This window comes from Pseudomonas siliginis, from assembly GCF_024072275.1.
Lineage (GTDB): Bacteria > Pseudomonadota > Gammaproteobacteria > Pseudomonadales > Pseudomonadaceae > Aquipseudomonas > Aquipseudomonas siliginis.
Genome location: NZ_CP099598.1, coordinates 4,698,664 through 4,724,193, shown reverse-complemented (window position 1 = coordinate 4,724,193; position 25,530 = coordinate 4,698,664). Strand labels below are relative to the sequence as shown.

General features: G+C 59.0%; 25 protein-coding genes. 13 read left to right on the top strand and 12 right to left on the bottom strand.

Annotated elements, in window-relative coordinates; translation table 11 throughout:
* Nucleotides 1–261 precede the first annotated feature (261 nt).
* The 7 genes from NF676_RS21660 to NF676_RS21630 all read left to right on the top strand — a co-directional run bounded on the left by NF676_RS21660 (nucleotide 262) and on the right by NF676_RS21630 (nucleotide 8,198).
* The gene (locus NF676_RS21660; protein ID WP_095181733.1) at nucleotides 262–1,683 is read left to right on the top strand and encodes an amino acid permease; all 1,422 of its coding nucleotides are present in this window, start codon (nucleotides 262–264) and stop codon (nucleotides 1,681–1,683) included.
* A 237-nt stretch (nucleotides 1,684–1,920) separates the two neighbouring features.
* Nucleotides 1,921–2,283: a GtrA family protein gene (locus NF676_RS21655; protein WP_095181734.1), complete on the top strand. Its 363-nt coding sequence runs from the start codon at nucleotides 1,921–1,923 to the stop codon at nucleotides 2,281–2,283.
* Nucleotides 2,280–3,749 (top strand): UbiA family prenyltransferase, encoded by a 1,470-nt coding sequence (locus tag NF676_RS21650; protein WP_252886748.1) that lies wholly within the window; start codon nucleotides 2,280–2,282, stop codon nucleotides 3,747–3,749. The genes NF676_RS21655 and NF676_RS21650 overlap by 4 nt, the downstream gene beginning before the upstream one ends.
* Nucleotides 3,746–5,062 (top strand): FAD-binding oxidoreductase, encoded by a 1,317-nt coding sequence (locus NF676_RS21645; RefSeq protein WP_252886747.1) that lies wholly within the window; start codon nucleotides 3,746–3,748, stop codon nucleotides 5,060–5,062. Before NF676_RS21650 ends, NF676_RS21645 begins: the two co-directional genes overlap by 4 nt.
* Nucleotides 5,059–5,799 carry an SDR family oxidoreductase gene (locus tag NF676_RS21640; protein ID WP_041479891.1) on the top strand — a complete coding sequence of 247 codons (741 nt, stop codon included), beginning with the start codon at nucleotides 5,059–5,061 and terminating at the stop codon, nucleotides 5,797–5,799. Before NF676_RS21645 ends, NF676_RS21640 begins: the two co-directional genes overlap by 4 nt.
* Entirely contained in the window at nucleotides 5,796–6,758 is a 963-nt protein-coding gene (locus tag NF676_RS21635; RefSeq protein ID WP_252886746.1) for a lysylphosphatidylglycerol synthase transmembrane domain-containing protein, read from the top strand. The genes NF676_RS21640 and NF676_RS21635 overlap by 4 nt, the downstream gene beginning before the upstream one ends.
* Before the next feature lie 21 nt (nucleotides 6,759–6,779).
* Nucleotides 6,780–8,198 carry a glycosyltransferase family 39 protein gene (locus NF676_RS21630; RefSeq protein WP_191637011.1) on the top strand — a complete coding sequence of 473 codons (1,419 nt, stop codon included), beginning with the start codon at nucleotides 6,780–6,782 and terminating at the stop codon, nucleotides 8,196–8,198.
* Between the two features lie 46 nt (nucleotides 8,199–8,244).
* On the opposite strand, the gene NF676_RS21625 is transcribed toward NF676_RS21630, so the two are convergent.
* Both NF676_RS21625 and NF676_RS21620 read right to left on the bottom strand, forming a co-directional pair.
* Complete coding sequence (locus tag NF676_RS21625) at nucleotides 8,245–9,864, bottom strand: FMN-binding glutamate synthase family protein (RefSeq protein WP_252886745.1); 1,620 nt, start codon at nucleotides 9,862–9,864, stop codon at nucleotides 8,245–8,247.
* A gap of 275 nt (nucleotides 9,865–10,139) precedes the next feature.
* Nucleotides 10,140–10,610 (bottom strand): DUF4234 domain-containing protein, encoded by a 471-nt coding sequence (locus NF676_RS21620; protein ID WP_056790069.1) that lies wholly within the window; start codon nucleotides 10,608–10,610, stop codon nucleotides 10,140–10,142.
* A 214-nt stretch (nucleotides 10,611–10,824) separates the two neighbouring features.
* Here NF676_RS21620 and NF676_RS21615 point away from each other — a divergent pair, with 214 nt between their 5' ends.
* From NF676_RS21615 to NF676_RS21605, 3 genes are read left to right on the top strand one after another with little or no spacing between them, the layout of a single operon-like run.
* A complete protein-coding gene (locus tag NF676_RS21615) occupies nucleotides 10,825–11,259 on the top strand; it encodes an NUDIX hydrolase (protein ID WP_041479886.1) in 435 nt (144 codons plus the stop codon).
* Nucleotides 11,260–11,282: 23 nt separating this feature from the next.
* A complete protein-coding gene (locus tag NF676_RS21610) occupies nucleotides 11,283–11,921 on the top strand; it encodes a LysE family translocator (protein ID WP_236168273.1) in 639 nt (212 codons plus the stop codon).
* Between the two features lies 1 nt (nucleotide 11,922).
* Nucleotides 11,923–12,420, top strand: a complete 498-nt coding sequence (locus NF676_RS21605) for a GNAT family N-acetyltransferase (protein ID WP_150638626.1) — start codon at nucleotides 11,923–11,925, stop codon at nucleotides 12,418–12,420.
* A 130-nt stretch (nucleotides 12,421–12,550) separates the two neighbouring features.
* Here the strand turns inward: NF676_RS21605 and metR are convergent, their stop codons facing one another.
* Nucleotides 12,551–13,468, bottom strand: a complete 918-nt coding sequence (metR, locus tag NF676_RS21600; RefSeq protein ID WP_016773382.1) for a transcriptional regulator MetR — start codon at nucleotides 13,466–13,468, stop codon at nucleotides 12,551–12,553.
* A gap of 216 nt (nucleotides 13,469–13,684) precedes the next feature.
* Between metR and NF676_RS21595 the strand changes: the two genes are divergently transcribed.
* The 3 genes from NF676_RS21595 (at nucleotide 13,685) to NF676_RS21585 (ending at nucleotide 16,427) form a co-directional block, all read left to right on the top strand.
* On the top strand, nucleotides 13,685–14,719 hold the full coding sequence (locus tag NF676_RS21595; RefSeq protein WP_056790057.1) for an alpha/beta fold hydrolase: 1,035 nt from the start codon (nucleotides 13,685–13,687) through the stop codon (nucleotides 14,717–14,719).
* 107 nt (nucleotides 14,720–14,826) lie between these two features.
* Entirely contained in the window at nucleotides 14,827–15,522 is a 696-nt protein-coding gene (locus NF676_RS21590) for a hypothetical protein (RefSeq protein WP_024014168.1), read from the top strand.
* Nucleotides 15,519–16,427, top strand: coding sequence for a hypothetical protein (locus NF676_RS21585; RefSeq protein WP_252886744.1), 909 nt, complete (start codon nucleotides 15,519–15,521; stop codon nucleotides 16,425–16,427). Before NF676_RS21590 ends, NF676_RS21585 begins: the two co-directional genes overlap by 4 nt.
* An 18-nt stretch (nucleotides 16,428–16,445) precedes the next feature.
* Here the strand turns inward: NF676_RS21585 and NF676_RS21580 are convergent, their stop codons facing one another.
* From NF676_RS21580 to NF676_RS21540, 9 genes are all read right to left on the bottom strand, one after another.
* Nucleotides 16,446–16,775: a GlpM family protein gene (locus NF676_RS21580; RefSeq protein WP_177342732.1), complete on the bottom strand. Its 330-nt coding sequence runs from the start codon at nucleotides 16,773–16,775 to the stop codon at nucleotides 16,446–16,448.
* Between the two features lie 8 nt (nucleotides 16,776–16,783).
* The gene (aauR, locus tag NF676_RS21575; RefSeq protein WP_236168384.1) at nucleotides 16,784–18,061 is read right to left on the bottom strand and encodes a two-component response regulator AauR; all 1,278 of its coding nucleotides are present in this window, start codon (nucleotides 18,059–18,061) and stop codon (nucleotides 16,784–16,786) included.
* A 44-nt stretch (nucleotides 18,062–18,105) separates the two neighbouring features.
* Nucleotides 18,106–20,007, bottom strand: a complete 1,902-nt coding sequence (aauS, locus tag NF676_RS21570; protein WP_056790048.1) for a two-component sensor histidine kinase AauS — start codon at nucleotides 20,005–20,007, stop codon at nucleotides 18,106–18,108.
* 228 nt (nucleotides 20,008–20,235) lie between these two features.
* Nucleotides 20,236–20,970 carry an amino acid ABC transporter ATP-binding protein gene (locus tag NF676_RS21565; protein WP_016773390.1) on the bottom strand — a complete coding sequence of 245 codons (735 nt, stop codon included), beginning with the start codon at nucleotides 20,968–20,970 and terminating at the stop codon, nucleotides 20,236–20,238.
* Complete coding sequence (locus NF676_RS21560; RefSeq protein WP_016773391.1) at nucleotides 20,967–21,638, bottom strand: amino acid ABC transporter permease; 672 nt, start codon at nucleotides 21,636–21,638, stop codon at nucleotides 20,967–20,969. Before NF676_RS21560 ends, NF676_RS21565 begins: the two co-directional genes overlap by 4 nt.
* Nucleotides 21,638–22,384, bottom strand: a complete 747-nt coding sequence (locus tag NF676_RS21555) for an amino acid ABC transporter permease (protein WP_056790046.1) — start codon at nucleotides 22,382–22,384, stop codon at nucleotides 21,638–21,640. Before NF676_RS21555 ends, NF676_RS21560 begins: the two co-directional genes overlap by 1 nt.
* A 200-nt stretch (nucleotides 22,385–22,584) precedes the next feature.
* Complete coding sequence (locus NF676_RS21550) at nucleotides 22,585–23,499, bottom strand: glutamate/aspartate ABC transporter substrate-binding protein (protein WP_095181779.1); 915 nt, start codon at nucleotides 23,497–23,499, stop codon at nucleotides 22,585–22,587.
* Nucleotides 23,500–23,770: 271 nt separating this feature from the next.
* On the bottom strand, nucleotides 23,771–24,181 hold the full coding sequence (locus NF676_RS21545) for a DUF4440 domain-containing protein (RefSeq protein ID WP_252886743.1): 411 nt from the start codon (nucleotides 24,179–24,181) through the stop codon (nucleotides 23,771–23,773).
* Nucleotides 24,178–25,530 carry an MFS transporter gene (locus NF676_RS21540; RefSeq protein ID WP_041479877.1) on the bottom strand — a complete coding sequence of 451 codons (1,353 nt, stop codon included), beginning with the start codon at nucleotides 25,528–25,530 and terminating at the stop codon, nucleotides 24,178–24,180. Before NF676_RS21540 ends, NF676_RS21545 begins: the two co-directional genes overlap by 4 nt.

Sequence of the window (25,530 nt, the reverse complement as noted above, 5' to 3'; positions counted from 1 at the left end):
GCGACTTTTCCTACGTAATGCAGGTAATGCCTCTCCGCAGAACCCACTATTGCCGAGAGTTGTCGCTGAATGTTGTGACTTTTAGAGTGAAAATTCCTGCCCTGAGCTTTTTATACTGCACGCCCCGCTGATCTTTCAGGCCTGCCCTGCAAGACGCGTCTGCCCACGAAGCCGACGCGGTTTCCTGCCCAGCCAAGGCCTATCGGCCGATGCTTCGAAACCCGGTGGTCATATCCAATAACAAGACGAGGTTGTACCCCTATGCCAGTTGGCAATCCTCTGCCGCACGGCGACACCGCTTCGGGCGGTCCGCTCAAACGTGAACTCGGCGAACGGCATATCCGCCTGATGGCGCTCGGTGCCTGTATCGGCGTCGGTCTGTTTCTCGGTTCGGCCAAAGCCATCCAGATGGCCGGGCCGGCGATCATGCTCTCTTACATCCTTGGCGGTCTGGCGATCCTGGTGATCATGCGCGCCCTTGGTGAAATGGCCGTGCATAACCCGGTGGCCGGTTCGTTCAGCCGCTACGCGCAGGATTATCTCGGTCCGCTGGCCGGCTTTCTCACCGGCTGGAACTACTGGTTTCTGTGGCTGGTGACCTGCGTCGCGGAAATCACCGCCGTGGCCGTGTACATGGGCATCTGGTTCCCCGATGTGCCACGCTGGATCTGGGCCTTGGCAGCGCTGATCAGCATGGGCTCGATCAACCTGATCGCAGTAAAAGCCTTCGGCGAATTCGAATTCTGGTTCGCCCTGATCAAGATCGTCACCATCATCGCCATGGTCATTGGCGGCGTCGGCATCATCGCCTTCGGTTTCGGTAACGATGGCGTGGCGCTGGGCATTTCCAACCTGTGGGCGCACGGCGGTTTCATGCCCAACGGCGTGACCGGTGTGCTGATGTCACTGCAAATGGTCATGTTCGCCTACCTCGGCGTCGAGATGATCGGCCTCACCGCCGGCGAAGCGAAAAACCCACAGAAGACCATTCCCGATGCGATCGGCTCGGTGTTCTGGCGGATCCTGCTGTTCTACGTCGGCGCGCTGTTCGTCATCCTGTCGATCTACCCGTGGAATGAAATCGGCACCCAGGGCAGCCCCTTCGTGATGACCTTCGAGCGTCTGGGCATCAAGACCGCTGCGGGCATCATCAACTTCGTGGTGATTACTGCGGCGCTGTCGTCGTGCAACGGTGGCATCTTCAGCACCGGGCGCATGCTCTACAGTCTGGCGCAGAACGGCCAGGCCCCGGCGGGCTTCGCCAAGACCTCGAACAACGGTGTGCCACGCCGGGCACTGCTGCTGTCGATCGCGGTGTTGCTGCTGGGCGTAATGCTCAACTATCTGGTACCGGAAAAAGTCTTCGTCTGGGTCACCTCGATCGCCACCTTCGGTGCGATCTGGACCTGGGTGATGATCCTCCTCGCCCAGCTGAAATTCCGCAAAGGCCTGAGCGCCAGCGAACGTGCCGGGCTCAAGTACAAGATGTGGCTGTACCCGGTCAGCTCGTACTTCGCGCTGGCGTTTCTGGTACTGGTGGTCGGCCTGATGGCGTACTTCCCGGACACTCGCGTGGCGCTGTATGTGGGACCGGCGTTTCTTGTGCTGCTGACGGTGTTGTTTTACGTGTTCAAGTTGCAGCCGACGCAAGTGACGCAAGGTTCGGTGCGTTCGGTTTCTTGAACCTTAAGTGCGTAGACAACGAAGCCCTGATCGAGAGATCGGGGCTTTTGAGTTTTATAGGCAAGGCGATTAACGGTCAACGCCTTAAAATCGCACGGGAAGAGCTATTGACACGTGAGTACGACAAGATGACCGCTGGTCGGATAAAGCCCTCGACCTGTAATTTCTGACAGTAGACCGTCTTCAAGCTCTGGCCTAGTTTGGAGGTCCGTCCTCTGGCAGCGGCTGGCCCTCACCATGAAAGGATTCTCTGCAACCACCGCCATCGGAGTGGCCGATGCGCTCATCCATTGGCAAATATTTTTCGTGCTCTGTCAGGCGGCCGCCCTGAGTCAGGCGGCCAGCAACTTTGCGGCGTTCTGCGTAGCTGCTGCGCTCTCTTTCTATCTGAACATGCTTTATATCTTTGAAAGGGAAACGCCGGTATTTCCCTATCTGATGTTCATCGGCCTGATGGGCGGCGTCAGTTTTGGCGTGGGTGTCATCGGGGACGTCTGGCGCTTGTCCGGGCTTGTGACGGTCGCTTCGTTTTCGCTGGTGAATATTGTTTTAGGGTACTGCGTTTTCCGCTTTGTCCTTTTTCCAGGGCGACGGGCATGAACGTCTCTCCGCCTGACGTACTGCCGATGTCAGCGTCCTGCGCTGCTTCAATGCCCTTCGTAGTTGATCTGGACGGTACCCTCGTCAAATCTGATCTGCTGTTCGAATGCGTGATGTCCTTTGTCCGCAGCAAACCATTGCACTGCCTGAAACTCTTTCCCTGGCTCTGGCACGGCAAGGCGTATCTGAAAGATCGACTGGCAATGACATCGGACGTCGATCTCGCGACTTTGCCCTATGATCCCGACGTACTCCGGATGATCGAGGAACAGCGCAACGCCGGTCGGAAAATTGTTCTCGCCACAGCCAGTCATTACACATTGGCAGTGCGGATCGCCGAGCATCTGCAGGTGTTTGATGACGTTCTGGGTTCAACCCTCGAGCAGAACCTTTCGGGAACGAACAAACGTGATGCGCTGGTGGCGTTATATGGGGAGAAAAGTTTCGATTACATCGGCAATTCGCTGGACGATCTGCCGATCTGGCGGTCGGCCAGGCAAGCTTATATCGTCAATCCGCTAGCGGGAGTCCAACGTGCCGCCCGGCATCTGGATAACGTAGTCCAGGTGGTTCACTCTCGCGTTACGTATTTCAGAAGTTTGTACAAAGCCTTGCGCATTCATCAATGGATGAAGAATGTGCTGATTTTCGTTCCCCTGCTTGCAGCGCATCAAGTGGCCAACCCGCTGCTATTGGGGCGCGGCTTGCTGGCCTTCATGCTTTTCGGCTTGTGTGCATCCAGCGTCTATCTTCTGAACGACTTGCTCGACCTGAACGATGATCGCAGGCACCCGAGCAAACGCAATCGACCCTTCGCCAATGGTTCGTTATCCATCCAGTCCGGTCTGCTGATTTTCCCCCTGCTGTTGTCAGTGTCGTTCATCGGCGCGTGGTTGTGGCTGCCTCACCCATTCATTGCCGTGCTGGCCTGCTATTACGGCCTGACGCTGGTGTATTCGCTGGTGCTCAAGAGGTTGATGGCGCTGGATGTCATCGCTTTGGCGCTGCTTTACACCTTGCGCATCATTGCCGGTGGCGCCGCTTTCGGGCTCGACCTGACGGGGTGGATGCTGGCTTTTTCCATGTTCATGTTTTTGAGCCTCGCGCTGGTCAAGCGCTATGCCGAGCTGTTGCTGGCGCTGCACGGCGGCATCACCGGTAAGACCGGCGGCCGCGACTACTTTCCTGCGGACCTGGCAATGCTCTCCTCTTTGGGGGCCGCATCCGGTTATCTCGCTGTCCTGGTGCTGGCGCTTTACATCCATGACAGCGCAACTACCGAGTTGTATGCATATCCCCGATGGCTCTGGTTTGCCTGCCCATTGATGCTGTTCTGGATCACTCGTATCTGGCTGCTGACGCATCGCGGCCGCATGAATGAGGATCCGGTGGTTTTCGCACTGCGTGATCGCTTGAGTCTGGTGATGGGAACAGTGTTCTGTCTGATTTTCTGGGTGGCGGCATGATGGCCTCGCTGGCTTCCTGGGGAAACTATCCCTATGCCCCGCAGAGTGGTCGTCCCTGCCACTGGCAAGCGGATATCGGACCGCAGTGGCAGCAGTTGATCGAATCACACGGGACAACTTTGCCGTTTGGCAATGGGCGCAGCTATGGCGATAGCTGCATGGCCGCAAGCGATCATGTGCTGCAATTACGTCCCCTGAACCGCTTCATCGAAGCCGACTGGGAAAAGGGTGAGATCTGCGCTGAGGCCGGCGTGACACTGGGCGAGATTTTACAACTCGCCATTCCCCGTGGCTGGTTTTTGCCCGTCACACCCGGTACGCGGCATGTAACGCTGGGTGGGGCGGTGGCCAATGACGTCCACGGGAAAAATCACCATCGCTGCGGCACGTTTGCCCATTCGCTGGTGTGTTTCGGGCTGCACCGTTCCATGCAATCGCCGATGGTGTGCTCGGCGACGCTAAACCCACAGTGGTTTGCCGCCACCATCGGCGGGCTCGGCCTGACGGGCGTGATTACCTGGGTGCGCATTCGTCTGCGCAAAATCCAGTCCAGCCTGATCGACAGCACACGGGTGCGTTTTGACTGTCTGGATGACTTTTTTGCCCTGTCGGCCGACATGGATGCGCGGCATGAATACAGCGTCGCGTGGATCGATTGCCTGGCCAAGGGCAATGCGCTAGGGCGCGGATGCTTCACGGCTGGGGATCATTGCGAGGCGGGGCCCCTTGAGGTCGCTGCACCACGTTCTCTGTCTGTCCCGATCCGCCCTCCGGTATCGCTGATCAATTCGCTCACCTTGAAACTGTTCAACGATCACTACTGGAAACGGCAGCCAACGAACGGACAACATCAAAAGGTTGCCTACAGCTCGTTCTTCTATCCGTTGGACCGTATCGAAAACTGGAATCGCATCTACGGACGCAGAGGTTTCCAGCAATTTCAGTGCGTATTGCCGGCCTCGGTTGCAGCCGTGGCACTGGCCGAATTACTCAAGTCGATTGCGCGTAGCGGCAGTGGCTCCTTCCTCGCGGTGCTCAAGCGTTGTGGCGACATTCCTTCGCCGGGATGGCTTTCCTTTCCTATGCCCGGTACTTCATTGGCGCTGGACTTTCCACAGAACAATGAACTGACGAGAAAACTTCTGTCGCGTCTCGATGCCATCGTCCGTGAAGCCGGGGGGCGCTTGTATCCGGCCAAGGACGCTCACATGAGCGGCAGCGATTTTCGCCAGGCCTATCCCGCCTGGGAGCAGTTGGAAGCGATGCGCGATCCGACCCTGATGTCCCGTTTCTGGCAGCGAGTCACTCGATGAAAAAAATACTGATTGTGGGCGCCACCTCGGCGATTGCCTGCGCTTGCGCACGATTGTGGGCGGCTGATCGCAGCGAATTGTTCCTGGTCGGCAGGGATGCGCAAAAACTCCAGCAAACCAGCGTCGATCTTCAGGTTCGAGGTGCCAGAGCCGTGACCACGTACGTCATGGACGCCAGTGATATCGCGGCACATCCGGTCATGTACGAGAAATGCCTGGCGACGTTGCAGACGGTGGATATCTGTCTGATTGCCTATGGCTCGCTGCCAGATCAGTACGCGTGCGAACAACACGTTGAACAGGCCATGGAGCAGTTCGCCAATAACGGCAGTTCAATGATCGCGCTGTTGACGCTGTTGGCAAATCGCATGGTTGTCCAGCAGCACGGCACGCTGGCGGTCATTTCCTCGGTTGCCGGGGATCGAGGACGACCTTCCAATTACCTGTACGGCGCGGCAAAGGCGGCCGTTTCCACGTTCTGCGAAGGCTTGCGGGTACGCTTGTTCAAAGCGGGTGTGCATGTGATCACGATAAAGCCTGGGTTAGTCGACACGCCCATGACGCGAGGGTTGGCGCTGCCCTCCGTGCTTGTAGCGCAACCGGATACGGTTGCCCGGCGAATAGTCAGAGGGATCAATCGACAGGTGGCGGTGCTGTATGTGCCCGGCTTTTGGGCGGTGATCATGTGGCTGATTCGGGTGATGCCGCAGCCGCTGTTCAAGAGGCTGAACCTGTGAATCAGACACTGATGTTATCCGGGTGGCGTTACCGCGTTTTGATCGGCTCGGTGATCTGCTCCGCCCTCGCTTATCTCGCTGTTTCCCTGTGGGGTGGGTGGTCGGCGGTGAGCGCGGCGGTCAGTCGAGTGGGTTGGTGGCAGTGCGGGCAAATCGTCTGCGTGGTTTTGCTTGGATACGGTCTGCGTTTTTTGCGTTGGCAGGGTTATCTGTCTGCCTTGGGTCACCGGTTGCCTTGGCGGGCGAGCTTGAACATCTACCTGGCCGGATTCGCCCTGACGACGACTCCCGGCAAGGCCGGGGAGGCGTTGCGCGGTGTTTTGCTCAAACGTTTGGAGGTGCCTTACGCACAGAGCTTTGCCGCGCTGTTCAGTGAGCGGCTTGCGGACCTGCTGGCGATGACGGGCCTGGCGTTGTTCGGCTTGAGCGCGCATCCGCAATGGTTGTCGATGGTCGTTGCCAGTCTCGTCCTCCTGGCATGCGGTACATCGATGATGTTTTCGCCAAGCCTTGTCAGCGCGATTGATCGTCGCACTGAGCAACGGCACGACAGATTCTCGCGGTTGCTGGGGCATGCCGTTCAGGTATTGCGTCAGTCGCGCCGCTGTCATTCCCCTCGTCGCTTCATGGGCGCAACGCTATTGAGCCTGCTGGCCTGGGGGCTTGAAGCATTGGCGTTTTACTGGATTTTGCAGGCGATGGGCGCGGACGTGGGCCTAACGTTGGCGATCTTTATTTATGCGGTGGCCATGTTGGCGGGGGCTCTGAGTTTCATGCCGGGCGGTTTGGGCAGTGCCGAAGCAGCGATGCTAGCGCTGCTGGTTTCAGGCGGAGTCGGGTTGGCAGATGCGATCGCGGCGACGGTTTTGTTACGGCTGGTAACGTTGTGGTTGGCGGTCGGGGTGGGAATGCTTGCACTTTTATGGAAGAGGTCGGTAGCCGGTTTTGATCATGGCTGAGTAACTACTGAGGAGATGACAATGGACACTGCGTCGCGAAAGTACAAATTGGCAATGTACCTGTGTCTGATTGGCGCAATTGGATTTGGCCTGTATGTAAGGTTGCGCAACATCGATGCTACTGGCCTGTGGCTGGATGAGGCCTTCAGTGTATCGGTAAGCGATCCGCAAAATGGATTCTTTGACGTGTATCGAACTACATTGAGTGACGTTCATCCTCCCTTTTATCAGATTTTACTGTGGACTTATTATCAGGCTGTCGGGTTTGGCGAACACACAGGGCGGTATCTCTCTGCGGTAATCGGCGTGCTGTTGATTCCCTCTGTATTCCTCCTCGGGCGCAAATTGTTTGATGAACAAGTAGGGCTCATCGTTGCGTGGTTGGCAGCGGTCAATAGTTTCTTGGTTCAGTATTCGCAAGAGACTCGCTCTTATGCGCTTCTGTCGTTGCTTACCGTTTTGTCTTTTGTGATCTTCTTGCGCTGCTTAAGTCGAGGCAGAGGGCAGGATTTTTTTTGCTATTGGCTGACTTCCGCCGCGCTGATAAATACTCATTACTTCGGTTATCTGCCGGTCTTTGCTCAAGTGCTTGTGTTGCTTCACATGATCTTGCGCAGCGAGGTCCACAGCCAAGTTATATACAGGTTCATTTGCGCCGGATTTTTTGCCGCATTAACCGTAATTCCTGGTTTATCGTACGCTGAGAGTAGCTTTTCACGGGATTTCTGGATTCAACCACCCGAAACTGTTTTTTTCTTCAAGGTTTTCCTGTTGTATTTCGGAGATACGTTTCTGGCCGCTTTGCTCGCTGTAATTTTAATTTCAGGGCTGGCGTCGATGGCTCAAAATCCTGAAAGCGCAATTGCTTGCAGGCTGATTGTGTTCTGGGGGGTAGTAGGAATTGTGGTGCCCTATGTCTGTTCTGTTTACTTACGCCCGGTGACAACTCAACGCAATTTTATTTTTCTTCTGCCCGCCGTATTGCTGGTGGCTGCGTACGCAGTTGGCAATATAAGAGATGTGCCAGTAAAAGTGTTAATGCTGGTGGTATTGATGACATTTTCTGCTACGCCTTTATTCAGGGATATCAGTTATCTGAGGGATCCTGAAAATCCGTACTCACGCGAGACGCACATGAGAGATATCGTCATCTCTGTAATGAATAAGTCAAGCGTGTTGCCAATCTATTCGCTTGATGCGATTCAGTTTGGTGTCTATTTCAAGTTGCTGGGATCTCCGCTGCTTGTTAGTAATTTAGAGAAGCTGAAAACTGATTTGTCGTTGCCCAGTCACCCGAAAGAATTTTATGTTCTGGAGACGAACTATGGTCCTGGTTTTGCTCAGGGAATCAAAAATCTAGAAAGGTATGAAGCAAAAATTATCGATAAGGAAGAAATAGGTCATGTGCGATTATTCAAGATCCGTACATTTGAACCATGATCGGTAGCGGTGGGCATTCCGAATGGAAATGCACACCTTTGAGCAGTTACGCAGCGACGACCTCGCTCGGCTCAAAACTGTCCGCCCGCGCCATCTGCCACATCCGCGAATAGAACTCGCCATTCACTTCGCCGGTAAGCAATTCCCCCGGTTTCAGAAATACATGCAACTGCGAGAACAGTTTGATCTCGGTCGCCGACATGCGTCGTACCAGATGCTTGGCCGACAGTTGCGACGGATGCTCAAGCCCGGCCGCCGCGAGCATTTCCGCCAGTGCTTTGAGCGTGCTGCGATGGAAGTTGTAGACGCGCTGGGCTTTGTCCGGTACCACCAGAGCGCGTTGGCGCAAGGCGTCCTGGGTGGCAACGCCGGTCGGGCATTTGTTGGTGTGGCACGACTGCGACTGGATGCAGCCGATGGCGAACATGAAGCCGCGCGCGGAGTTGGCCCAGTCAGCGCCGATGGCCAGCACGCTGGCGATGTCGAAGGCGCTGACGATCTTGCCGCTGGCGCCGAGTTTGATCTTGTCGCGCAGGTTCAGGCCGACCAGCGTGTTGTGCACGAACAGCAGACCTTCGCGCATCGGCACGCCGATGTGGTCGGTGAACTCGACAGGGGCGGCGCCAGTGCCGCCTTCCTTGCCATCGACGACGATGAAATCGGGAAGGATGCCGGTTTCCAGCATGGCCTTGGCAATGCCCATGAACTCCCACGGATGGCCGAGGCAGAATTTGAAGCCCACCGGTTTGCCACCGGACAATTCGCGCAGTTGCTGGATGAACTGCATCATCTCGATCGGCGTTGAAAACGCACTGTGGCGCGACGGCGAGACGCAGTCCTCGCCCATCAGGATGCCGCGTGTTTCCGCAATCTCCCTGGTGACCTTGTGCTTGGGCAAGATCCCGCCATGGCCGGGTTTGGCGCCCTGGCTCATCTTGATTTCGATCATGCGCACTTGCGGATTCTGCGCCTGCACGGCGAAGCGCTCAGGGTCGAAACGGCCGTCGCTGGTGCGGCAGCCGAAGTAGCCGCTGCCCAGCTCCCAGGTCAGATCGCCGCCGTGTTCGCGGTGATACGGGCTGATGCTGCCTTCGCCTGTGTCGTGGGCGAAGTTGCCGAGTTTGGCGCCCTGGTTCAAGGCGCGGATGGCGTTGGCACTGAGCGAGCCGAAGCTCATCGCCGAAATATTGAAGATCGACGCCGAGTAGGGCTGCGTGCACTGCGGACCCCCGACAATGACGCGGAAACCGTTCGGGTCACTCAACGGCGCGGGGCGCATCGAGTGGCCGATGAATTCGAAGCCGGACTGGTAAACGTCGATCAGCGTGCCGAACGGTTTGTCGGCAGTTTCGTTTTTCGCTCGCGAGTACACCAGCGAACGCTGCGCGCGGGAGAAGGGCAGGGCATCGCTGTCGGACTCGAGCAGATACTGGCGAATCTCCGGGCGGATGCCTTCGACCAGATAACGGATGTTGCCCAGAATCGGATAATTGCGGCGCACTGCATGGCGCGTCTGCAACAGGTCGAACACGCCGAGCAGGCTCAGCACAGCGGTGGCGGCGGTGATCGGCCACAGCCAGTCATGTTCGAGAAAGGGCAGGCTGGCGAGGGTGAACATCACACAGACGGCAAAGAAGGCGTAGCGGCTCAGCAGCGACAGGCTCATACGGTTTCCTTGGTTCGGATTGTTTGTGGCTGGCAGGCATATTGCGCCAACGACGGAACCGTGAACAGGCAGACGTCCCTCTCCTCGCTTACATCGGAGCCGTCTCGCTTACGATGCCAGTTGACTTGGCTGTTGAACGCGAGAAGCAGCCATGCAGCAATACTGGTGGGCAAACTTGTGGCATTGACGAACGCCTTCGCGAGCAAGCTCGCACAAGGAATTGCAGTGAAAGGTAGAAGCGAACTTGCACGCGAAATCGACGATTACCTTTTTGTTTATGCCGCGACCGATTCCTGAGGCGTTTGCCGTTTCTGGTCATGTTTGTGCTTGGCCCTGGCCATATCGTTGATGCAGTAATTGATGTGATAGAAGGTGAACAGGACTGAATACAAGCGGTTCATTCGCGGTTCGAAGTTGTGTTTGGTCAGCGTGTAGGCGCGCAAGGCTCTGCGAACTCGAAAGCACCAAGCAATGGCGATGAGCTGGGCAATGACCGTCATCGCATACCCCGTGGCTATGAACCGCGGATCAGATACGGTGAAAAAGATCCCTCCGATACCACAGAGCGCCAGATAAACGACCAGACCGGTCTGGCTCAGTGTCTTGATTTGAGTGACCTCCTCAACCACGGTTGTTGTTTTGTGCAGCCATACAACCGAGTAGAGACCCATGGTGACTACGGTCAGGAGAATGAAATGGAGCGTCTTGAGATTGTTCTTTTCCTTGAGCGTCGAAATGTCAGACATGCAGCGTTTTCCCTCTTAGGCGATGTAGCGAATGGCTGCCGGGCAGCGATGGATAACGCTACCAAATTCGCGAGTGGGAAATTTCCGAGCCTTTTGGCGGACTTGTCGTCAGAGTCAGGCTGATCACGGATGCTTCTTGTAGGGATCTTCTGATGACGCAGGCGCGTCGGGCGTGGGATCCTGCGATCTTTTCGCACAAGGCATTTTTCGACTCATGACGCCGACATCCGCCGTTTCGCCCTGCATCATCCATATCGCCGCCGCGCTGTTGCTCAACGCCCAAGGCCAGACCCTGCTGGTGCGCAAGCGCGGCACCACGGCCTTCATGCAACCGGGTGGCAAGATCGAAGCCCACGAGTTGCCAGTACACGCATTGGCCCGTGAGCTGGAAGAAGAACTCGGGTTGCAGATCGACCCGGCGCAGGCGATTTTCCTCAACAGTTTTTCCGCCCCCGCCGCCAACGAGCCGGGCTTCATTGTCCATGCGGAAATCTTTCAACTGACCATCGATAGCGACGTTTGCCCGGCGGCGGAAATCGAAGAGGTGATCTGGGTCGATCCGGCCACTGATCCGGCGCTCGAGCTGGCGCCATTGACACGCGAGCACATCCTGCCGTTTTATCGCCGTTCACTGACTGCACTCGCCTGATCATTCCCGCAAAGGACGTTGCCATGATCCCGTTGCAAGACCTGCTGATCTTCGCCGCCGCCGCGCTGCTGATGGTGCTGACGCCGGGGCCGAACATGATCTATCTGATCTCGCGTTCGATCTGTCAGGGGCGCCGCGCGGGGGTGACTTCGCTACTCGGCGTGGTCGGCGGGTTCTTCGTGCATATGTTCGCTGCGGCGGTCGGTTTGACGGCAGTGTTTCTTGCCGTGCCGATGGCTTATGAAGTGTTGAAATGGGCCGGTGCGCTGTACCTGCTGTGGCTGGCCTGGCAAGCGCTGAAACCCGGCGCGCGTTCGCCGTTCGAAGCGCAGCAATTGCCGCCGGACTCGTCGCGCAAGCTGATCACCATGGGCTTTCTCACCAGCGCACTGAACCCGAAAATCGCCGTGTTCTATCTGTCGGTGTTTCCGCAATTCATCAGCCCTGAGCACGGCTCGGTGTTCACCCAAAGCATCGTCCTCGGCCTCACGCAGATCGGCGTCAGCTTCAGCGTCAATCTGTTGATCGCGCTGTTCGCCGCAGGCATCGCTTCGTGGTTCGTGCGCAACCCGACGTGGTTGGCGATGCAGCGCTATTTCATGGGCATGGTCCTCGGTGGCCTTGCCGTACGGCTGATGCTCGAACAACGGCGGACTGCCTGACATGTGGATCGAACGGCTGGACGCCAGCCACGCCCTGGCTTACCGCGAACTGATGCTGCAAGCCTACGACCGTCATCCGCAGGCGTTCACCTCCAGCGTACGCGAGCGCGCGGTGATGCCATTGAGTTGGTGGGAAGGGCGCCTGACCAGCAAGCTCGATGTGGTGCTGGGGGCATTCGATGCCGGGACGTTGGCCGGGATTGTCGGCCTGGCCTTTGAACCGCGCGAGAAGGCACGACACAAGGCCACGCTGTTCGGCATGTATGTCTCGGCGGATTTTCGTCGCAAGGGGCTGGGCTTTGATCTGGTGCAGGCGGCACTGGTCGAAGCGCAAAAGCATCCGGCGCTGAAGCTGCTGCAGCTCACTGTCACCGCCGGCAATGACGCGGCTTTTCAGTTGTATCAGCGTTGCGGCTTCATTCAGTTCGGCCTCGAGCCACTCGCCGTGCGGGTGGGCGAAGACTACTTCGACAAGATCCACATGTGGCGCCAGCTCTGACCCACCACGACAATCCTTGTGGGAGCGAGCCTGCTCGCGAAGGCGTCCGTCCAGCCGACATCATCGCTGAATCATCCACCGCTTTCGCGAGCAGGCTCGCTCCCACAGGGAGATCTCTTGTTCTGGAGAATCAGCGTACGGCACTGACCCCATCGAGGGTCGAGAACGAGGTGTCCTTGGCAGTCAGCAGGAAATCGCGCATGTACGGCGCGTCGAGCATGTCCGTGCGAATCGCCGCGTACAGCGTCGCGAACAAGCCCTTTTCACCCAACCGTTTGCCCTTCACATAGCCGCGCGAGCTGTATTCATGCAGCGCCCAGTGCGGCATTCCGCAGACGCCACGGCCGCTGGCGACCAGTTGCATCATCATCACCGTCAGTTCCGAAGTGCGCACCTGCGCAGGTTCGATGTCGGCCGGTTCGAGGAAGCGGGTGAAGATGTCCAGGCGATCACGCTCGACCGGGTAGGTGATCAGCGTTTCCGTCAACAAATCTTCGGGAACGATGTACGGCTTGCTCGCCAGTGCATGCTGATTGGCCACGGCAAGCATGGCTTCGTAAGTGAACAGCGGCACGTAAGTGATGCCGGCAATTTCCAGCGGATCGGAGGTCACCACCAGATCCAGATCGCCGCGCGCCAGTGCCGGCAGTGGGGCGAAAGCGAAACCCGAAGCCAGGTCCAGCTCGACCTCCGGCCAGGCATCGCGGAACTGGTCGATGGTCGGCATCAGCCACTGAAAGCAGCTGTGGCATTCGATCGCCATGTGCAGACGCCCGGCGGTGCCACCGGCCAGCCGACCAATGTCCCGTTCCGCAGCACGCAACAGCGGCAGAGTGGCGTCGGCCAGTTGCAGCAAGCGCAGACCGGCGCTGGTGAAGCGCACCGGTTTGGTCTTGCGCACGAACAACTGCATGCCCATGCGCTCTTCCAGCTCTTTGAATTGGTGCGACAGTGCTGACTGTGTCAGATGCAAACGGTCGGCGGCGTCGACCAGGCTGTCGGCCTCGCGCAGGGCATGCAGGGTTTTCAGATGTCGGATTTCAAGCACCGGCGGGCTCCATGAAGAAAACTTGTGACGAATGCGTGGAAGGTGAGTTTGTCTCATGAAGCACGCTTTGTCGATCTGCCGGCCAGGATCCGGCGATGCATTCGACAGACGACCGCTCGGCACTCTTCATCAAACTGTCATGCAACTGTGGCAGCGCGCTTGAACGAACTTCATCAGACTCGCGCTCTACTGGGGTGCTGCGTTTTGGTGTTTTTCATGTTCAAGAGAGTTTTTTCAGTCGCGGCCGCGTTGGCCGCGCTTTTGTTCGGGGCCGGCTCGTTTGCAGCCGGACGCTGTGATGTCAACGTGCCGACCGAGCACGCCGAGCTGGCGCAGGTCAGTCTTGCCTATCAAAGTATCGGCCGCGCATCGGACCCGGCGCTGTTGCTGGTCATGGGCCTGGGTGGGCAGTTGATCCACTGGCCGGATGAAGTGGTTGTCGCTTTGTGCCAGCAGGGTTTCCGGGTGATCCGCTATGACAACCGCGACGTCGGATTGTCGACCTGGCGGCAGGCGCCGATCGAGGCCAATCTGACCTTCGAAGTGCTGCGTTACAAGCTCGGTTTACCGGTGTCGGCACCGTACAGCCTGACCGACATGGCCGACGATGCGTTGGGTTTGATGACGGCGCTGAAGGTTGAGCAATTCCACGTGCTCGGCGCGAGCATGGGCGGGATGATCGCCCAGCACATGGCGGCAATGGCGCCGCAGCGGGTGGAAAGCCTGACCCTGATCATGACCACTTCCGGCGCTGAAGGCCTGCCGGCACCGAGTGCGGCGCTCGTGCAGTTGCTCTCGCGCCGAGGTGCGCCGAACCGCGAGGTAGCGCTGGAGCAACAGGCCGATCTGCTCGCGGCACTCGGTAGCCCAGCGGTGACGGATGATCGACAGGCCTTGCTGCAACAGGCGGCGGCATCCTACGACCGCGCGTTCAACCCCGAAGGCGTCAAGCGCCAGATCATGGCAATCCTTGCCGAACCGAGCCGGGTGGCATTGCTCAATCAGCTGCGCGTGCCGACCCTGGTGGTGCACGGCACGGCAGATCCGCTGCTGCCGGTGATGCACGGCGTGCATCTGGCGGCGCACATTCAGGGCAGTCAGTTGAAACTGATTCCGGGACTGGCGCATCGCTTTCAGGAGGCGTTCAAGGAGCCGTTGCTGGCGGCGGTGCTGCCGTATTTGCAGGCGCATCGCGAGGACACTTCGCATTGGGCTCGGGTCGATCCGCCGGCGCCGAACAATCTGCTGTAAGAGTGCGCCAGCATCCTGTCGCCAAAAAAATATCAATGTGCCACTATTGTTTGCCGCGTTGTTGCCGATAAGGCGCAGGAACGTTTTCAGACATAGGGACTTGATCCATGATTTTTCGCGCTACACGTCAATGGGCCGCGCTGGCTCTGCTCGCCGTACTGACTCTCACCGGCTGCGCCCATGTGCAACCGCCCGTGGCCCTGGACAAACAGTTCTGGGATGCCAAAGAGCCGACCATCGGTGTGGCCATTACCGTCGTACCGTCGCCGGTGCTGGCGCTGACCGGCAATCAGGGCATCCTCGATTACGCCATCAATGCCGGCGTCAACAGCAAGCTCAGCGCCAATGTCGAGACCTGGCAGGTGCGCGACCTGGAAACCCTGCCCGACGCCATCGTCGCCAAGCTGCAAGCCAAGGGCTACAAGGCCAAGCGCATTGATGAAAAGGTCGATCTGAAGACCTTCAAGGAAGTCGATTTCCGCGAGGGCTACATGACCAAGGACCTGTCGCCGATGAAAGCTGCCCACGGCATCGACCGTCTGTTGCTGGTGTCGATCTATGCCACCGGTGCCACCCGCAGCTACTACAGCATCGTGCCCACCAGCGTGCCGATGGCCCAGGTCGGCGGCCAGGGCATGGTGATCGATCTGTCGGACAACAAACTCTTGTGGTACCAGCCATTCGCCGCTGTGCAAGCCGCGCAAGGCGAGTGGGACGAGCCGTCCTACACCAACCTGTCCAACGCGTTTTATCAGGCGATGGATAACAGCCGTCAGCAAATGATCGCCCCGTTCGCGCAATGAAACGTCTGGCGCTGACCCTCGCGGCGATCTCGCTGCTGGCGTTGCCTGGCTGTGCGCAGAAACCGGCACCTGAGGCCGGTTTCAAGGATCAGGCGGCCATGAGCTATGTGCAGGCACACGGACTGAAGGTCGACGTGCAACTGCCGGCGGAGTTTGTCGGCGCCAGCACGGTGATCGACAGCAAGGCGGCAGTGAACGCGGCGAATTCCAGTTACACGCTGGTGTCGAGCTCCGGTGCGGGCGCCGGGCTGGCGGGCATTCTGGTGGCCAGCCTGATCAACACGCAAATGGGTTCCGGTGCGTTACAGCGCGATGCCGAAAAAGCCGCGCTGAACGAATCGCGGCCGCTGGCCGACCTGCTCGCCGGCGTGCCGTTGCAGGAGCGCTTGCAACAGCGTTTTCAGGCGGCGTCGCAAGTCTCCGGATTCAAGCAGGGGGCAGGTGCGGTGACGGCACGGTTGCTGATCGAACCGAAGCTGATGCTGACGCCCGATCGCGGCAGTTTCGTGCTGGTCAATCAGGTGCAATTACAGGATATCGCCGGCTCGCCGCTGTACCGCATGCGCATCGAAGTGGCCAGTCAGCCGATTCGTCGTTGCGGCAAGCAATGCATTGATGACGGCGCCCTTGACCTGGCCAAGGTCACCGCCGTGCTGGATGAATGCATTGACGAATCCATGCGCGTGTTGAGCGCCGATCTGATGCAACCGACGCCACCGCCGGCCGCGCAGGAAACCCTGCGTTACGTGCTCGACGGCCAGCGCGTGGTCGAGCGCGGTTATCAACTGGCGCAGAACGGCGACTACTGGCGCTACCGCAATCTCTACGGTGCGGTGAAGTCAGTGCCAGTGCCGTTCGAGGATGCTCTGTCGTCCGCGCAACTGGCCAGAGTCTACGGTCGCTAGAGGCTGATGCACGTGGGTTCAGGCATGCAGCCGGACCCACACGCTCACCAATACCGTCGCCGCCATCAGCCACGCCACCGCCGCCACGGCCAGCGATGCTTCCAGGCGCATGCGGTCGACCATCACATACAGCGTCGCCAGATACACGAAGTAGGGAATGATCGACCACATGCCGAAGACGATCGTGGTCTTCAGATCGTCGACCGAACGGCCCTTGCCAACGATGTAGTGCGCAATCAGGGCAAAGGTCGGGAACAGCGGCACCAGACCGGCGATGTAGTAGTTTCTGGTCTTCGACAGCGCAGCGAGGATCAGCACGACTGCGGCGCCGATAGCGGCTTTGAGAATCAGATCCATCAGTGGCTCAGCCCGTACTTTTTGACTTTATCGAACAGCGTGGTCTTGGCCATGCCCAATTCCTGGCTGGCCTGGGTCAGGTTGCCGCCGCTGCGTTGCAAGGCGTCGACCAGCAGATTGCGCTCGAACGCTTCCACCGCTTCGGCAAACGCCAGACCCTGGCCGGCGCTGGCCCCGGATTTCTTGAAGGCCGGCAGGCCGAGGGCGAAGCGTTCGGCGACGTTGCGCAGTTCGCGCACGTTGCCCGGCCAGTCGTGGCTCATCAGGTTCGACAGGGTCTGGTTGTCCAGCTCCGGCAGCGCGCGGTCGAAGCGCAGCGCCGATTGCTGGGTGAAATGCTCGAACAGTTGCAGGATGTCTTCGCGGCGTTCGCGCAGCGGTGGCAATTCCAGGGTCACGACGTTGAGGCGGTAGTACAAGTCGCTGCGAAATTCCCCGGCCTTGCTCGACTCATCGAGGTCGGATTTGGTCGCCGCGATCACCCGGCAATCCACCGCCACGCTCTGGTTTGAGCCGAGGCGTTCAAGGGTGCGTTCCTGCAGTACGCGCAGCAACTTGATCTGCAACGGCAGCGGCATGCTTTCCACTTCATCGAGGAACAGCGTGCCGCCGTCGGCGTGCTCGATCTTGCCGATGCGCCGTTTGCCGGCGCCGGTGAAGGCGTTGGCTTCGTGGCCGAAGATTTCGCTTTCAAAAAGGTTTTCCGGCAGGCCGCCGCAGTTCAGCGCGACGAACTGTTTGCTGTGGCGCCGACTGAAATCGTGCAGGCAACGAGCGACCAGTTCCTTGCCGGTGCCGGTCTCGCCTTCGATCAAGACGTTGGCCGAGGTGTCGGCGACGTTGGCGATCAGCTCGCGCAGGTTCTGCATCGCCGGTGAGCGGCCGATAATCCGCCCTTCCAGCGAATCGCGTTCAGCCAGTTGCCGGCGTAGCGATGACACTTCACGGGCGAGGCTGCGTTGCTCCAGCGCCCGCCGCGCGACATCGACCAGGCGTTCCGGCGAGAACGGTTTTTCCATGAAATCGTAGGCGCCTTTCTGCATCGCGCCGACGGCCATGGAAATGTCGCCGTGGCCGGTGATCAGCACCACCGGCAGGCTGCGATCACGCTGCTTGAGGCGGGTGAGCAATTCCAGGCCATCGATGCCCGGCAGGCGGATGTCGCTGATGACGATGCCGGCAAAGTCGTCGCCGACCTGCGCCAGCGCCTCTTCGGCACTGCCGACGCCGATGCACGGAATGTCTTCGAGGGTCAGCGCCTGTTGGCAGCCGAGCAGCACATGGGGGTCGTCTTCGACAATCAGCACACTGAGTTCAGGGTTCATATTGGCTCGGCAGATAGAGGGCTTACCAACGGTAAACTGAGGACGAAAGTGGTGCCACCGCCGGCCGGGTGTTCGACACCCAGGTGCCCGCCGGTGGCGGCGGCGAGGCTGGCGGACAGGGTCAGGCCCAGTCCCAGGCCTTGCTCGCCGGGTTTGGTGGTGAAGAACGGTTCGAAAAGATGCTTGCGCGCTTCGGCGTCGATGCCGTGGCCGTTGTCACGCACCCGCAAGCGATACTTGCCGTTGAATTCTTCACCCTCCAGCCACAGCTGCGGCTGCGGTTGCGCGTGCATGGCGTCGAGGGCGTTGCCGATCAGGTTGACGAGGATCTGTTCGAGGCGGGTCTGATCGATCAGCAACTGCACATCGGCAAACTGCCGGTGAATCTGCAGCGCGGTGTTTTCCACGCGCGCGCCGAGCACTTGCAACGCGGCGTCGACGGCTTTGCCGAGACTGGCCTGACCCTTGTTGTCGCCGCGCCGGGCGAACGAACGCAGGCTGGCGGTGATCCGGCCCATGCGGTCGATCAGGTCGTTGATGGTCTTGAGGTTGGTGCTGGCGACGTCGAGTTGGCCGCGCTCGAGAAAGCGCACGGTGTTGCCCGACAGCGTGCGCATGGCCGCCAGGGGCTGGTTCAATTCATGGGCGATGCTGGTCGACATCTGGCCGATGGCCGCGAGTTTGCCCGCCTGCACCAGTTCATCCTGAGCGCGGCGCAACGTCTCCTCGGCCTGACGGCGCTCGCGGATCTGACTCTTCAGACGTTCGTTGCTGGCGCGCAGATCGGCGGTGCGTTCGGTAATCCGACGTTCGAGTTGGCTGTTGGCTTCCTGCAACGCTTCGCGGGCGGCGAGGCGGGTGGCGAGGACTTTGCGCCGCTCGTTCCAGGCAATCAGCAGGAAGGCGAACAGGGCAAACGCCACCGCCACCAGAATGCCTTGGTTGATGGCTTCGCGGCGCAGGTCCTGCAATGGCGTGAGCAGGGTGAAATTCCACGGCGTGTCGCTCAGCAGTCGGGTTTGCGCCAGATAACTGATGTCGTCTTCGTCGGGCTGCAATTCGCTGTTGGCCGGGAAAGTCAGTTTCTCCACGCCTTCGGCCAGCGTCTCGCGGGCCAGTGGTTGCAGTTCGTTGAGCGGGAACCAGTAATACTGCAGGCTGCGAGCGAGTTTTTCCTTGACCTCATCGCTGAGCGGGATCACCGATTTCAGCCGCCTGGCAGGATCGCTGGACAGAATGATGATGCCGTTCTCATCGCTGACGAACGCTTCCAGACGCGCCCGTTGCCAGCGCTCTTCCATGGCTTCCAGACGCACCTTGACCACCGCGACACCGATGATCTTGCCGTGCTCTTCGAGGCCGTGGGCGAGGTAGTAACCGGGTTCGCCGTTGGTGCTGCCAATGCCATAGAAGCGCCCGGGCTGGCCGCGCACGGCGTCTTTGAAATAGGCGCGGAAGGACAAGTCTTCACCCAGATAACTGTCGACATCGCGCCAGTTGCTGGTGGCCATGACCCGGCCGGTGGTGTCCATCACGTAGATGGCGCGGCTGCGGCTGCGGCGGTTCAGGCCTTCGAGGTAATCGTTGACCGTCTGCCGGTGCTCCGGGGTCGGATCGGCCAGCAACTGCGGCACACTGGTTTCGAGTTCCAGCAGGCTGGGCAGGTAGGTGTATTTGCTGATCTCGCTTTCGACCGCGCGGGCGTGCAGTTCCAACTGACGCTGACCGTTCTCGCCGAGGCTGCGGATGCCGAAGTGTTCACTGGTCCAGAAGCCGATAAAACCCAGTCCGACCATCAGGGCGATGATCAGCGGCGGCAGGAACAGATGACGGATCAGACGGGGCTTCACGGCAAGTGATGGCTCTGCAGCGCGATAAAGAGTGGGGTCGCATTTCATCACAGATGCCTTGGGTCAACCACAACACTTGTTTGTGCCTGTGGCGAGGGGATTTATCCCCGTTGGGCCGCGAAGCGGCCCCAAAACCATCACTGCGGTTTAACTGAAAGACCGCATGCACAGGGTTTACGACTGCTGCGCAGCCGGACGGGGATAAATCCCCTCGCCACAAGGGATCTCATTGTCAGGCTGCCCGCACCCCACAGACAGGGTGCGGGTGTGTTGCTTTTAGTGCTGCAGGATTTTCTCGAGGAAGTGCTGCGCGCGTTCGGAGCGGGCGCTGATGTCGCCGAAGAATTCCTCTTTCGGGCAGTCCTCGATGATCTTGCCTTGATCCATGAAGATCACCCGGTCGGCCACTTTACGGGCGAAGCCCATTTCGTGGGTCACGCACATCATGGTCATGCCTTCGTGAGCCAGTTGCACCATCACGTCGAGCACTTCGTTGACCATTTCCGGATCGAGCGCCGAGGTCGGTTCGTCGAACAGCATGACGATCGGGTCCATCGCCAGCGCACGGGCAATCGCCACACGCTGTTGCTGACCACCGGACAGTTGCCCCGGATGCTTGTGGGCGTGCGCCGACAGGCCGACGCGCTCAAGCAACTGCAGACCTTTTTTGGTTGCCTCTTCCTTGCTGCGGCCGAGCACCTTGATCTGCGCGATGGTCAGGTTTTCGGTGATGGTCAGGTGCGGGAAAAGCTCGAAATGCTGGAACACCATGCCCACGCGCGAACGCAGTTTCGGCAGGTTGGTTTTCGGGTCGGCGATCGACGTGCCGTCAACCACGACATCACCTTTCTGGAACGGCTCCAGGGCGTTGACGCATTTGATCAGCGTCGACTTGCCGGAACCCGACGGGCCGCAGACCACGATCACTTCGCCTTTCTTGACCTCGGTGCTGCAATCAGTCAGCACCTGGAAGTCCCCATACCACTTGTTGATGTTTTTGATAGAGATCATACGGCGAACCTTTTTTGCAGACGCTTGACCAACCGCGAGGCGGCGAAGCTGATGATGAAGTACACGAGACCGGCGAAAATCAGGAACTCATTGGAGCGGCCGATGATGTCGCCGCTGGCACGCGAGGCGTTGAGGAAATCCACCAGGCCCACGGTGTAGACCAGCGAGGTGTCCTGGAACAGGATGATGCTCTGCTGCAGCAGCAGCGGGGTCATCTTGCGGAACGCCTGCGGCAGGATGATCAGGCGCATCATCTGCCCGTAGTTCATGCCCAGTGCCTGAGCAGCACCCATCTGGCCCTTGGAAATCGACTGCACACCGGCCCGGACGATTTCGCAGAAGTACGCCGCTTCGAACATCATGAACGCCACGACGCACGAGGTGAACGCGCCGATCGGCGTGTCTTCGCCGGTGATCCAGCGCAGCACGAACGGCACCGCCAGGTAGAACCAGGTGATCACCAGCAGCAGCGGGATCGAGCGGAAATAGTTGACGTAGGCGCCAGCGATGCTCGACAGCAGCTTGTTGTGCGACAGACGGCACAGCGCGAGGATCGTGCCGAGAATCATCCCGCCGATCACGCCCATGGCCATCAGCTTGAGGGTCATCACCATGCCGTTCCACAAACCGGGAATGGCCGGGACGATGCCACTGAAATCGAATTCCATTATTTACCCCCCACGGAGATCAGGCCGGGCACCGCGACTTTCTTCTCGACCAGGCGCATCAGCAGCATCAGGCTCATGTTGAGGGTGAAATAGATCAGGGTCGCCAGGGTGAACGCTTCGAACAGGTTGGCCGAGAACTCGGCGGTCTGTTTGGTCTGCGCCAGCAATTCCATCAAACCGATCAGGGACGCCACGGAGGAGTTCTTGAACACGTTGAGGAATTCCGAGGTGAGCGGTGGAATGATGATCCGGTAGGCCTGGGGCAGCAGCACGTTCCAGTAGATCTGCGGCAGCTTGAAACCCATCGCGCGGGCGGCGGATTCCTGACCACGGGGCAGCGCCTGGATACCGGTGCGCACTTGCTCGCAGACACGGGCGGCGGTGAACAGACCGAGGCAGACGACAACGCTCAGGTAGGCCGAGGTGGTTGGATTGAGGTCCTGCTTGTACCACTCCTGCAGATCCGGCGGCAGCAGATCGGGTACCAGGAAGTACCAGATGAACAGCTGCACCAGCAGCGGCACGTTACGGAACAGCTCGACGTAGCAGGTCGCGATGCCCGATACGATGCGGTTCGGCACAGTGCGCATGATGCCCAGCAGCGAGCCGAGCAGCAGGGCGATGATCCACGCCACGACGGCGATGGCGATGGTCCAGCCCAGACCGGAGATGAACCAGTCGAGATAGGTCTCGCTGCCCACACCGGTGGACTTGAAGAACACGCCCCAGTCCCAGTTGTAATTCATTAGGGTCTCCCCTCGATTCGATCGATGTACAAGTGCCCGCCTGGGGAACTCCGTTCCCTCCCCAGTCTTTTTTCAAAGACCGGGCACACGCGATCGGCTCGACAGCCACCGGTTCGAGTGTTTCCAGAAAAATGCCAGCAGGGAGTGACCATCCCCTGAAAAGGCAGGCGCCTCCTCAGGGGATAAGGTTAGTCAGAAAATCAGGACTTCTTGTCGTCAGCCGCTTTGTCGGTCGGATTGGCGATCAGGGTCTTGAGCTCGTCGCTCATCGGGAAGTTCAGGTTCAGGCCTTTTGGCGGAATCGGCTGCATGAACCACTTCTCGTAGATCTTGTTGATTTCGCCCGAAGCGTAAGTGGCCTTGATCGCGTCATCCACAGCCTTTTTGAACGGCTCGTCGCCTTTGCGCATCATGCAGCCGTAGATTTCGTACGACTGTGGCGTGCCGGTCACTTCCCAATCGGCGGCTTTCTTGGCCTTGGCGGCTTCGCCGGCCAGCAGTGCGTCATCCATCATGAAGGCGACGGCACGGCCCGATTCCAGCATCTGGAAGGACTCGCCGTGGTCTTTGGCGGAGATGACGTTCATGCCCATCTGCTTGTCGGCGTTCATCGCCTTGAGGATGCGCTCGGAGGTAGTGCCGGCGGTGGTTACGACGTTCTTGCCTTTCAGATCGTCGAAATCCTTGTACTTGGAGTCTTTCTTGGACAGCAGGCGGGTACCGATTTCAAAGATGCCGACGGAGAAGTCGACCTGCTGCTGACGCTCGACGTTGTTGGTGGTCGAACCGCACTCGACGTCCACGGTGCCGTTCTGCACCAGCGGGATACGGGTCTGCGAGGTGACGAGGTTGTATTTGACTTGCAGGTTCGGCAGGTCGAGGTCTTTCTTGATCGCTTCGACGATCTTCAGCTGGATATCGTGCGAGTAGCCGACCGGCTTGCCGGACGCATCAGCGATATAGGAGAACGGAATGGAGGCGTCACGGTGGCCCAGGGTGATGACACCGGACTCTTTGATCTTCTTCAGGGTGCCGGTGAGTTCGGCGGCGAAAACTGGCGTGCTGATCAGAGCGGCAGCAATGGCTGCGCCCAGGATATGGGGAACGATGCGCATCAAATTTTCCTCGACATTGTTTTTTTTATGGAGCCAGTTTGTCGGCCCTTTTTGTGCTTCGAATGCCTGACGGCTCCTGAAGTGCTGGCACAGCAGGCATTCGTCGAGAGAGTGTAGAGCATGACTCGTGCCAGAGCAGTCGAACTCAGTTAAGCGGTTGTTTTATAACGTTATTAAAGTTTTATGGCGGTAATTTTATGAACGCATGATCCGGTTAACCGAATCGACTGTGGAGTCGCGTTCGGAAAACCGAATATCTTGTGGCCTGGTCTCAGACTTGCCGGCTCAGTGGCGTTTCATGCAAATACACCCACTTCACCCCTTCAGGCTGCCCGCTCAGGATCGCCACTGCGACCCGCGAGTGTTGAGCGCCGTCCAAGCGTTGGGTTTCGACGTAGCTCACAGCCAGCATGTCGTCCTCCTGCCACACCGTGTGCAAATCACTGATCTCGATATCGAGTCCCGCCTTGGCGCCTACGACTCCTTTGAACATTTGTTCTACTTCGACGCGGGTCAATGCGTCCCCCGAAATACCAACCATGCTGAAATCCTCAGCAAATGCCTGCATCAACGGCTCGATGCTCGCGGCGCCGGCGCCGTCGGCATCAGTGAATACCCGAAGGATCAGCTCGTGGACGTGGTGGATACTGTGTTCGGCTTGTTCGATCAGATCGTATGTCATGGGCGTTCCTTCGCAGGGGGCAGTTGATTCATCTGCAGCAACGGCAGCAGCCCGACCAGCGCGGCAATCGCGAAGGTCGCGTGATAGGCCGGCGTGGTGCCGAGCGTCGGGAGCAGCACGTTGAAGATCATCAGAAACAGTGCGGCGCCGAGGCTGAAAGACATCTGCCGATTGATGTTCCAGATGACACTGGCCTTGTGCGTATCGCCGCCGGTGAAGTCCATCAGTGAGGTAGTTTGCGCGGTATTGGCACCGATGCCACCGCCAATGCCCATCAGGCTGTAGGCGATCATGATGAGCCAAAGATCCGTTGGCGCATTGACCAGCACCAGGGTGGCGATGCCGGCGCTGTGCAACAGCATGCCGAGGGTGAACAGGCGTCTGGCGCCGATCCGGTTGTAGACGCGACCGCAAAGGATCATTGCGATGAACGCACCGATGGCATAGAGGATCATGAACATTCCGGTCAGCCGGGCGCTGAAGTGCAGGGTGTTCTGCAAAAAGAAAATGCTCATCAGGTTGACACCGGTGAACACCCCCGGAATTGCGTAATAGATGAAGATCGAGGTGCTGAGTTTTCTGCTCCTGAGCAGGCTCAAGTCGATGATCGCGTTACTGCAGCGGCGGTAATGCAGCAGATACAGCGCGATGAATGTCAGGCCCGCGATGACAAAACCCAGCGCTGCGAGCGGTGGGTAATCGCCGCCGTACAGCGACATACCCATCAGCAAACTGGCGAGCACCGCGCTGACCAGCAACAGGCCTTTGATGTCCGGACGCTGAAGCTCGGCGGGTTTGCCTTCCCTGATCCACCACCACGACAGCCCGGCGGCAAGCAGCGAAAACGGGAGGGTGCTGTAGAACACCCAGCGCCAGGAGCTGATGTCGACAATGAGGCCGCCGACGGTCGGTGACATCGCCGGGGCAATCAGGGCAACGGCCATGATCAGCGTGGATATTTTCGCGCGTTGCTCGCCATGAAAAAGATTGAACGTAAGCGCCTGTCCGACCGGGATCAACAAGCCACCGCCGATGCCCTGAACGAAGCGCCAGATCACCAGTTCATGGAAGCTGTCGGCCTGGCCGCACAGCCACACCGAGCCACTGAATACCAGCATTGAAGCGGTGAGGATTTCACGACTGCCAAAACGCGCGGCCAGCCAGGTGCTCAGCGCAATGATCAACGTCAGTCCGAGAATGTACGCGTTGGCGACCCACGCCACCGAAGCGCTGCTGACCTGCAAGGTAGCTGACAGACTGGGCAGCGCCACCGCCGACATGAAGATGTTGATGCAATCGATAAAGAAGCCGAGCAGGAAAATCGACGCGACTTTATAGCGGTAACTCAT

Coding starts and splice junctions, on each gene's coding strand:
- NF676_RS21660 (WP_095181733.1), top strand. CDS start 262: ATGCCAGTTGGCAATCCTCTGCCGCACGGCGACACCGCTTCGGGCGGT.
- NF676_RS21655 (WP_095181734.1), top strand. CDS start 1,921: ATGAAAGGATTCTCTGCAACCACCGCCATCGGAGTGGCCGATGCGCTC.
- NF676_RS21650 (WP_252886748.1), top strand. CDS start 2,280: ATGAACGTCTCTCCGCCTGACGTACTGCCGATGTCAGCGTCCTGCGCT.
- NF676_RS21645 (WP_252886747.1), top strand. CDS start 3,746: ATGATGGCCTCGCTGGCTTCCTGGGGAAACTATCCCTATGCCCCGCAG.
- NF676_RS21640 (WP_041479891.1), top strand. CDS start 5,059: ATGAAAAAAATACTGATTGTGGGCGCCACCTCGGCGATTGCCTGCGCT.
- NF676_RS21630 (WP_191637011.1), top strand. CDS start 6,780: ATGGACACTGCGTCGCGAAAGTACAAATTGGCAATGTACCTGTGTCTG.
- NF676_RS21625 (WP_252886745.1), bottom strand. CDS start 9,864: ATGAGCCTGTCGCTGCTGAGCCGCTACGCCTTCTTTGCCGTCTGTGTG.
- NF676_RS21620 (WP_056790069.1), bottom strand. CDS start 10,610: ATGTCTGACATTTCGACGCTCAAGGAAAAGAACAATCTCAAGACGCTC.
- NF676_RS21615 (WP_041479886.1), top strand. CDS start 10,825: ATGACGCCGACATCCGCCGTTTCGCCCTGCATCATCCATATCGCCGCC.
- NF676_RS21610 (WP_236168273.1), top strand. CDS start 11,283: ATGATCCCGTTGCAAGACCTGCTGATCTTCGCCGCCGCCGCGCTGCTG.
- NF676_RS21605 (WP_150638626.1), top strand. CDS start 11,923: ATGTGGATCGAACGGCTGGACGCCAGCCACGCCCTGGCTTACCGCGAA.
- NF676_RS21595 (WP_056790057.1), top strand. CDS start 13,685: ATGTTCAAGAGAGTTTTTTCAGTCGCGGCCGCGTTGGCCGCGCTTTTG.
- NF676_RS21590 (WP_024014168.1), top strand. CDS start 14,827: ATGATTTTTCGCGCTACACGTCAATGGGCCGCGCTGGCTCTGCTCGCC.
- NF676_RS21585 (WP_252886744.1), top strand. CDS start 15,519: ATGAAACGTCTGGCGCTGACCCTCGCGGCGATCTCGCTGCTGGCGTTG.
- aauS (WP_056790048.1), bottom strand. CDS start 20,007: ATGAAATGCGACCCCACTCTTTATCGCGCTGCAGAGCCATCACTTGCC.
- NF676_RS21565 (WP_016773390.1), bottom strand. CDS start 20,970: ATGATCTCTATCAAAAACATCAACAAGTGGTATGGGGACTTCCAGGTG.
- NF676_RS21560 (WP_016773391.1), bottom strand. CDS start 21,638: ATGGAATTCGATTTCAGTGGCATCGTCCCGGCCATTCCCGGTTTGTGG.
- NF676_RS21555 (WP_056790046.1), bottom strand. CDS start 22,384: ATGAATTACAACTGGGACTGGGGCGTGTTCTTCAAGTCCACCGGTGTG.
- NF676_RS21550 (WP_095181779.1), bottom strand. CDS start 23,499: ATGCGCATCGTTCCCCATATCCTGGGCGCAGCCATTGCTGCCGCTCTG.
- NF676_RS21545 (WP_252886743.1), bottom strand. CDS start 24,181: ATGACATACGATCTGATCGAACAAGCCGAACACAGTATCCACCACGTC.
- NF676_RS21540 (WP_041479877.1), bottom strand. CDS start 25,530: ATGAGTTACCGCTATAAAGTCGCGTCGATTTTCCTGCTCGGCTTCTTT.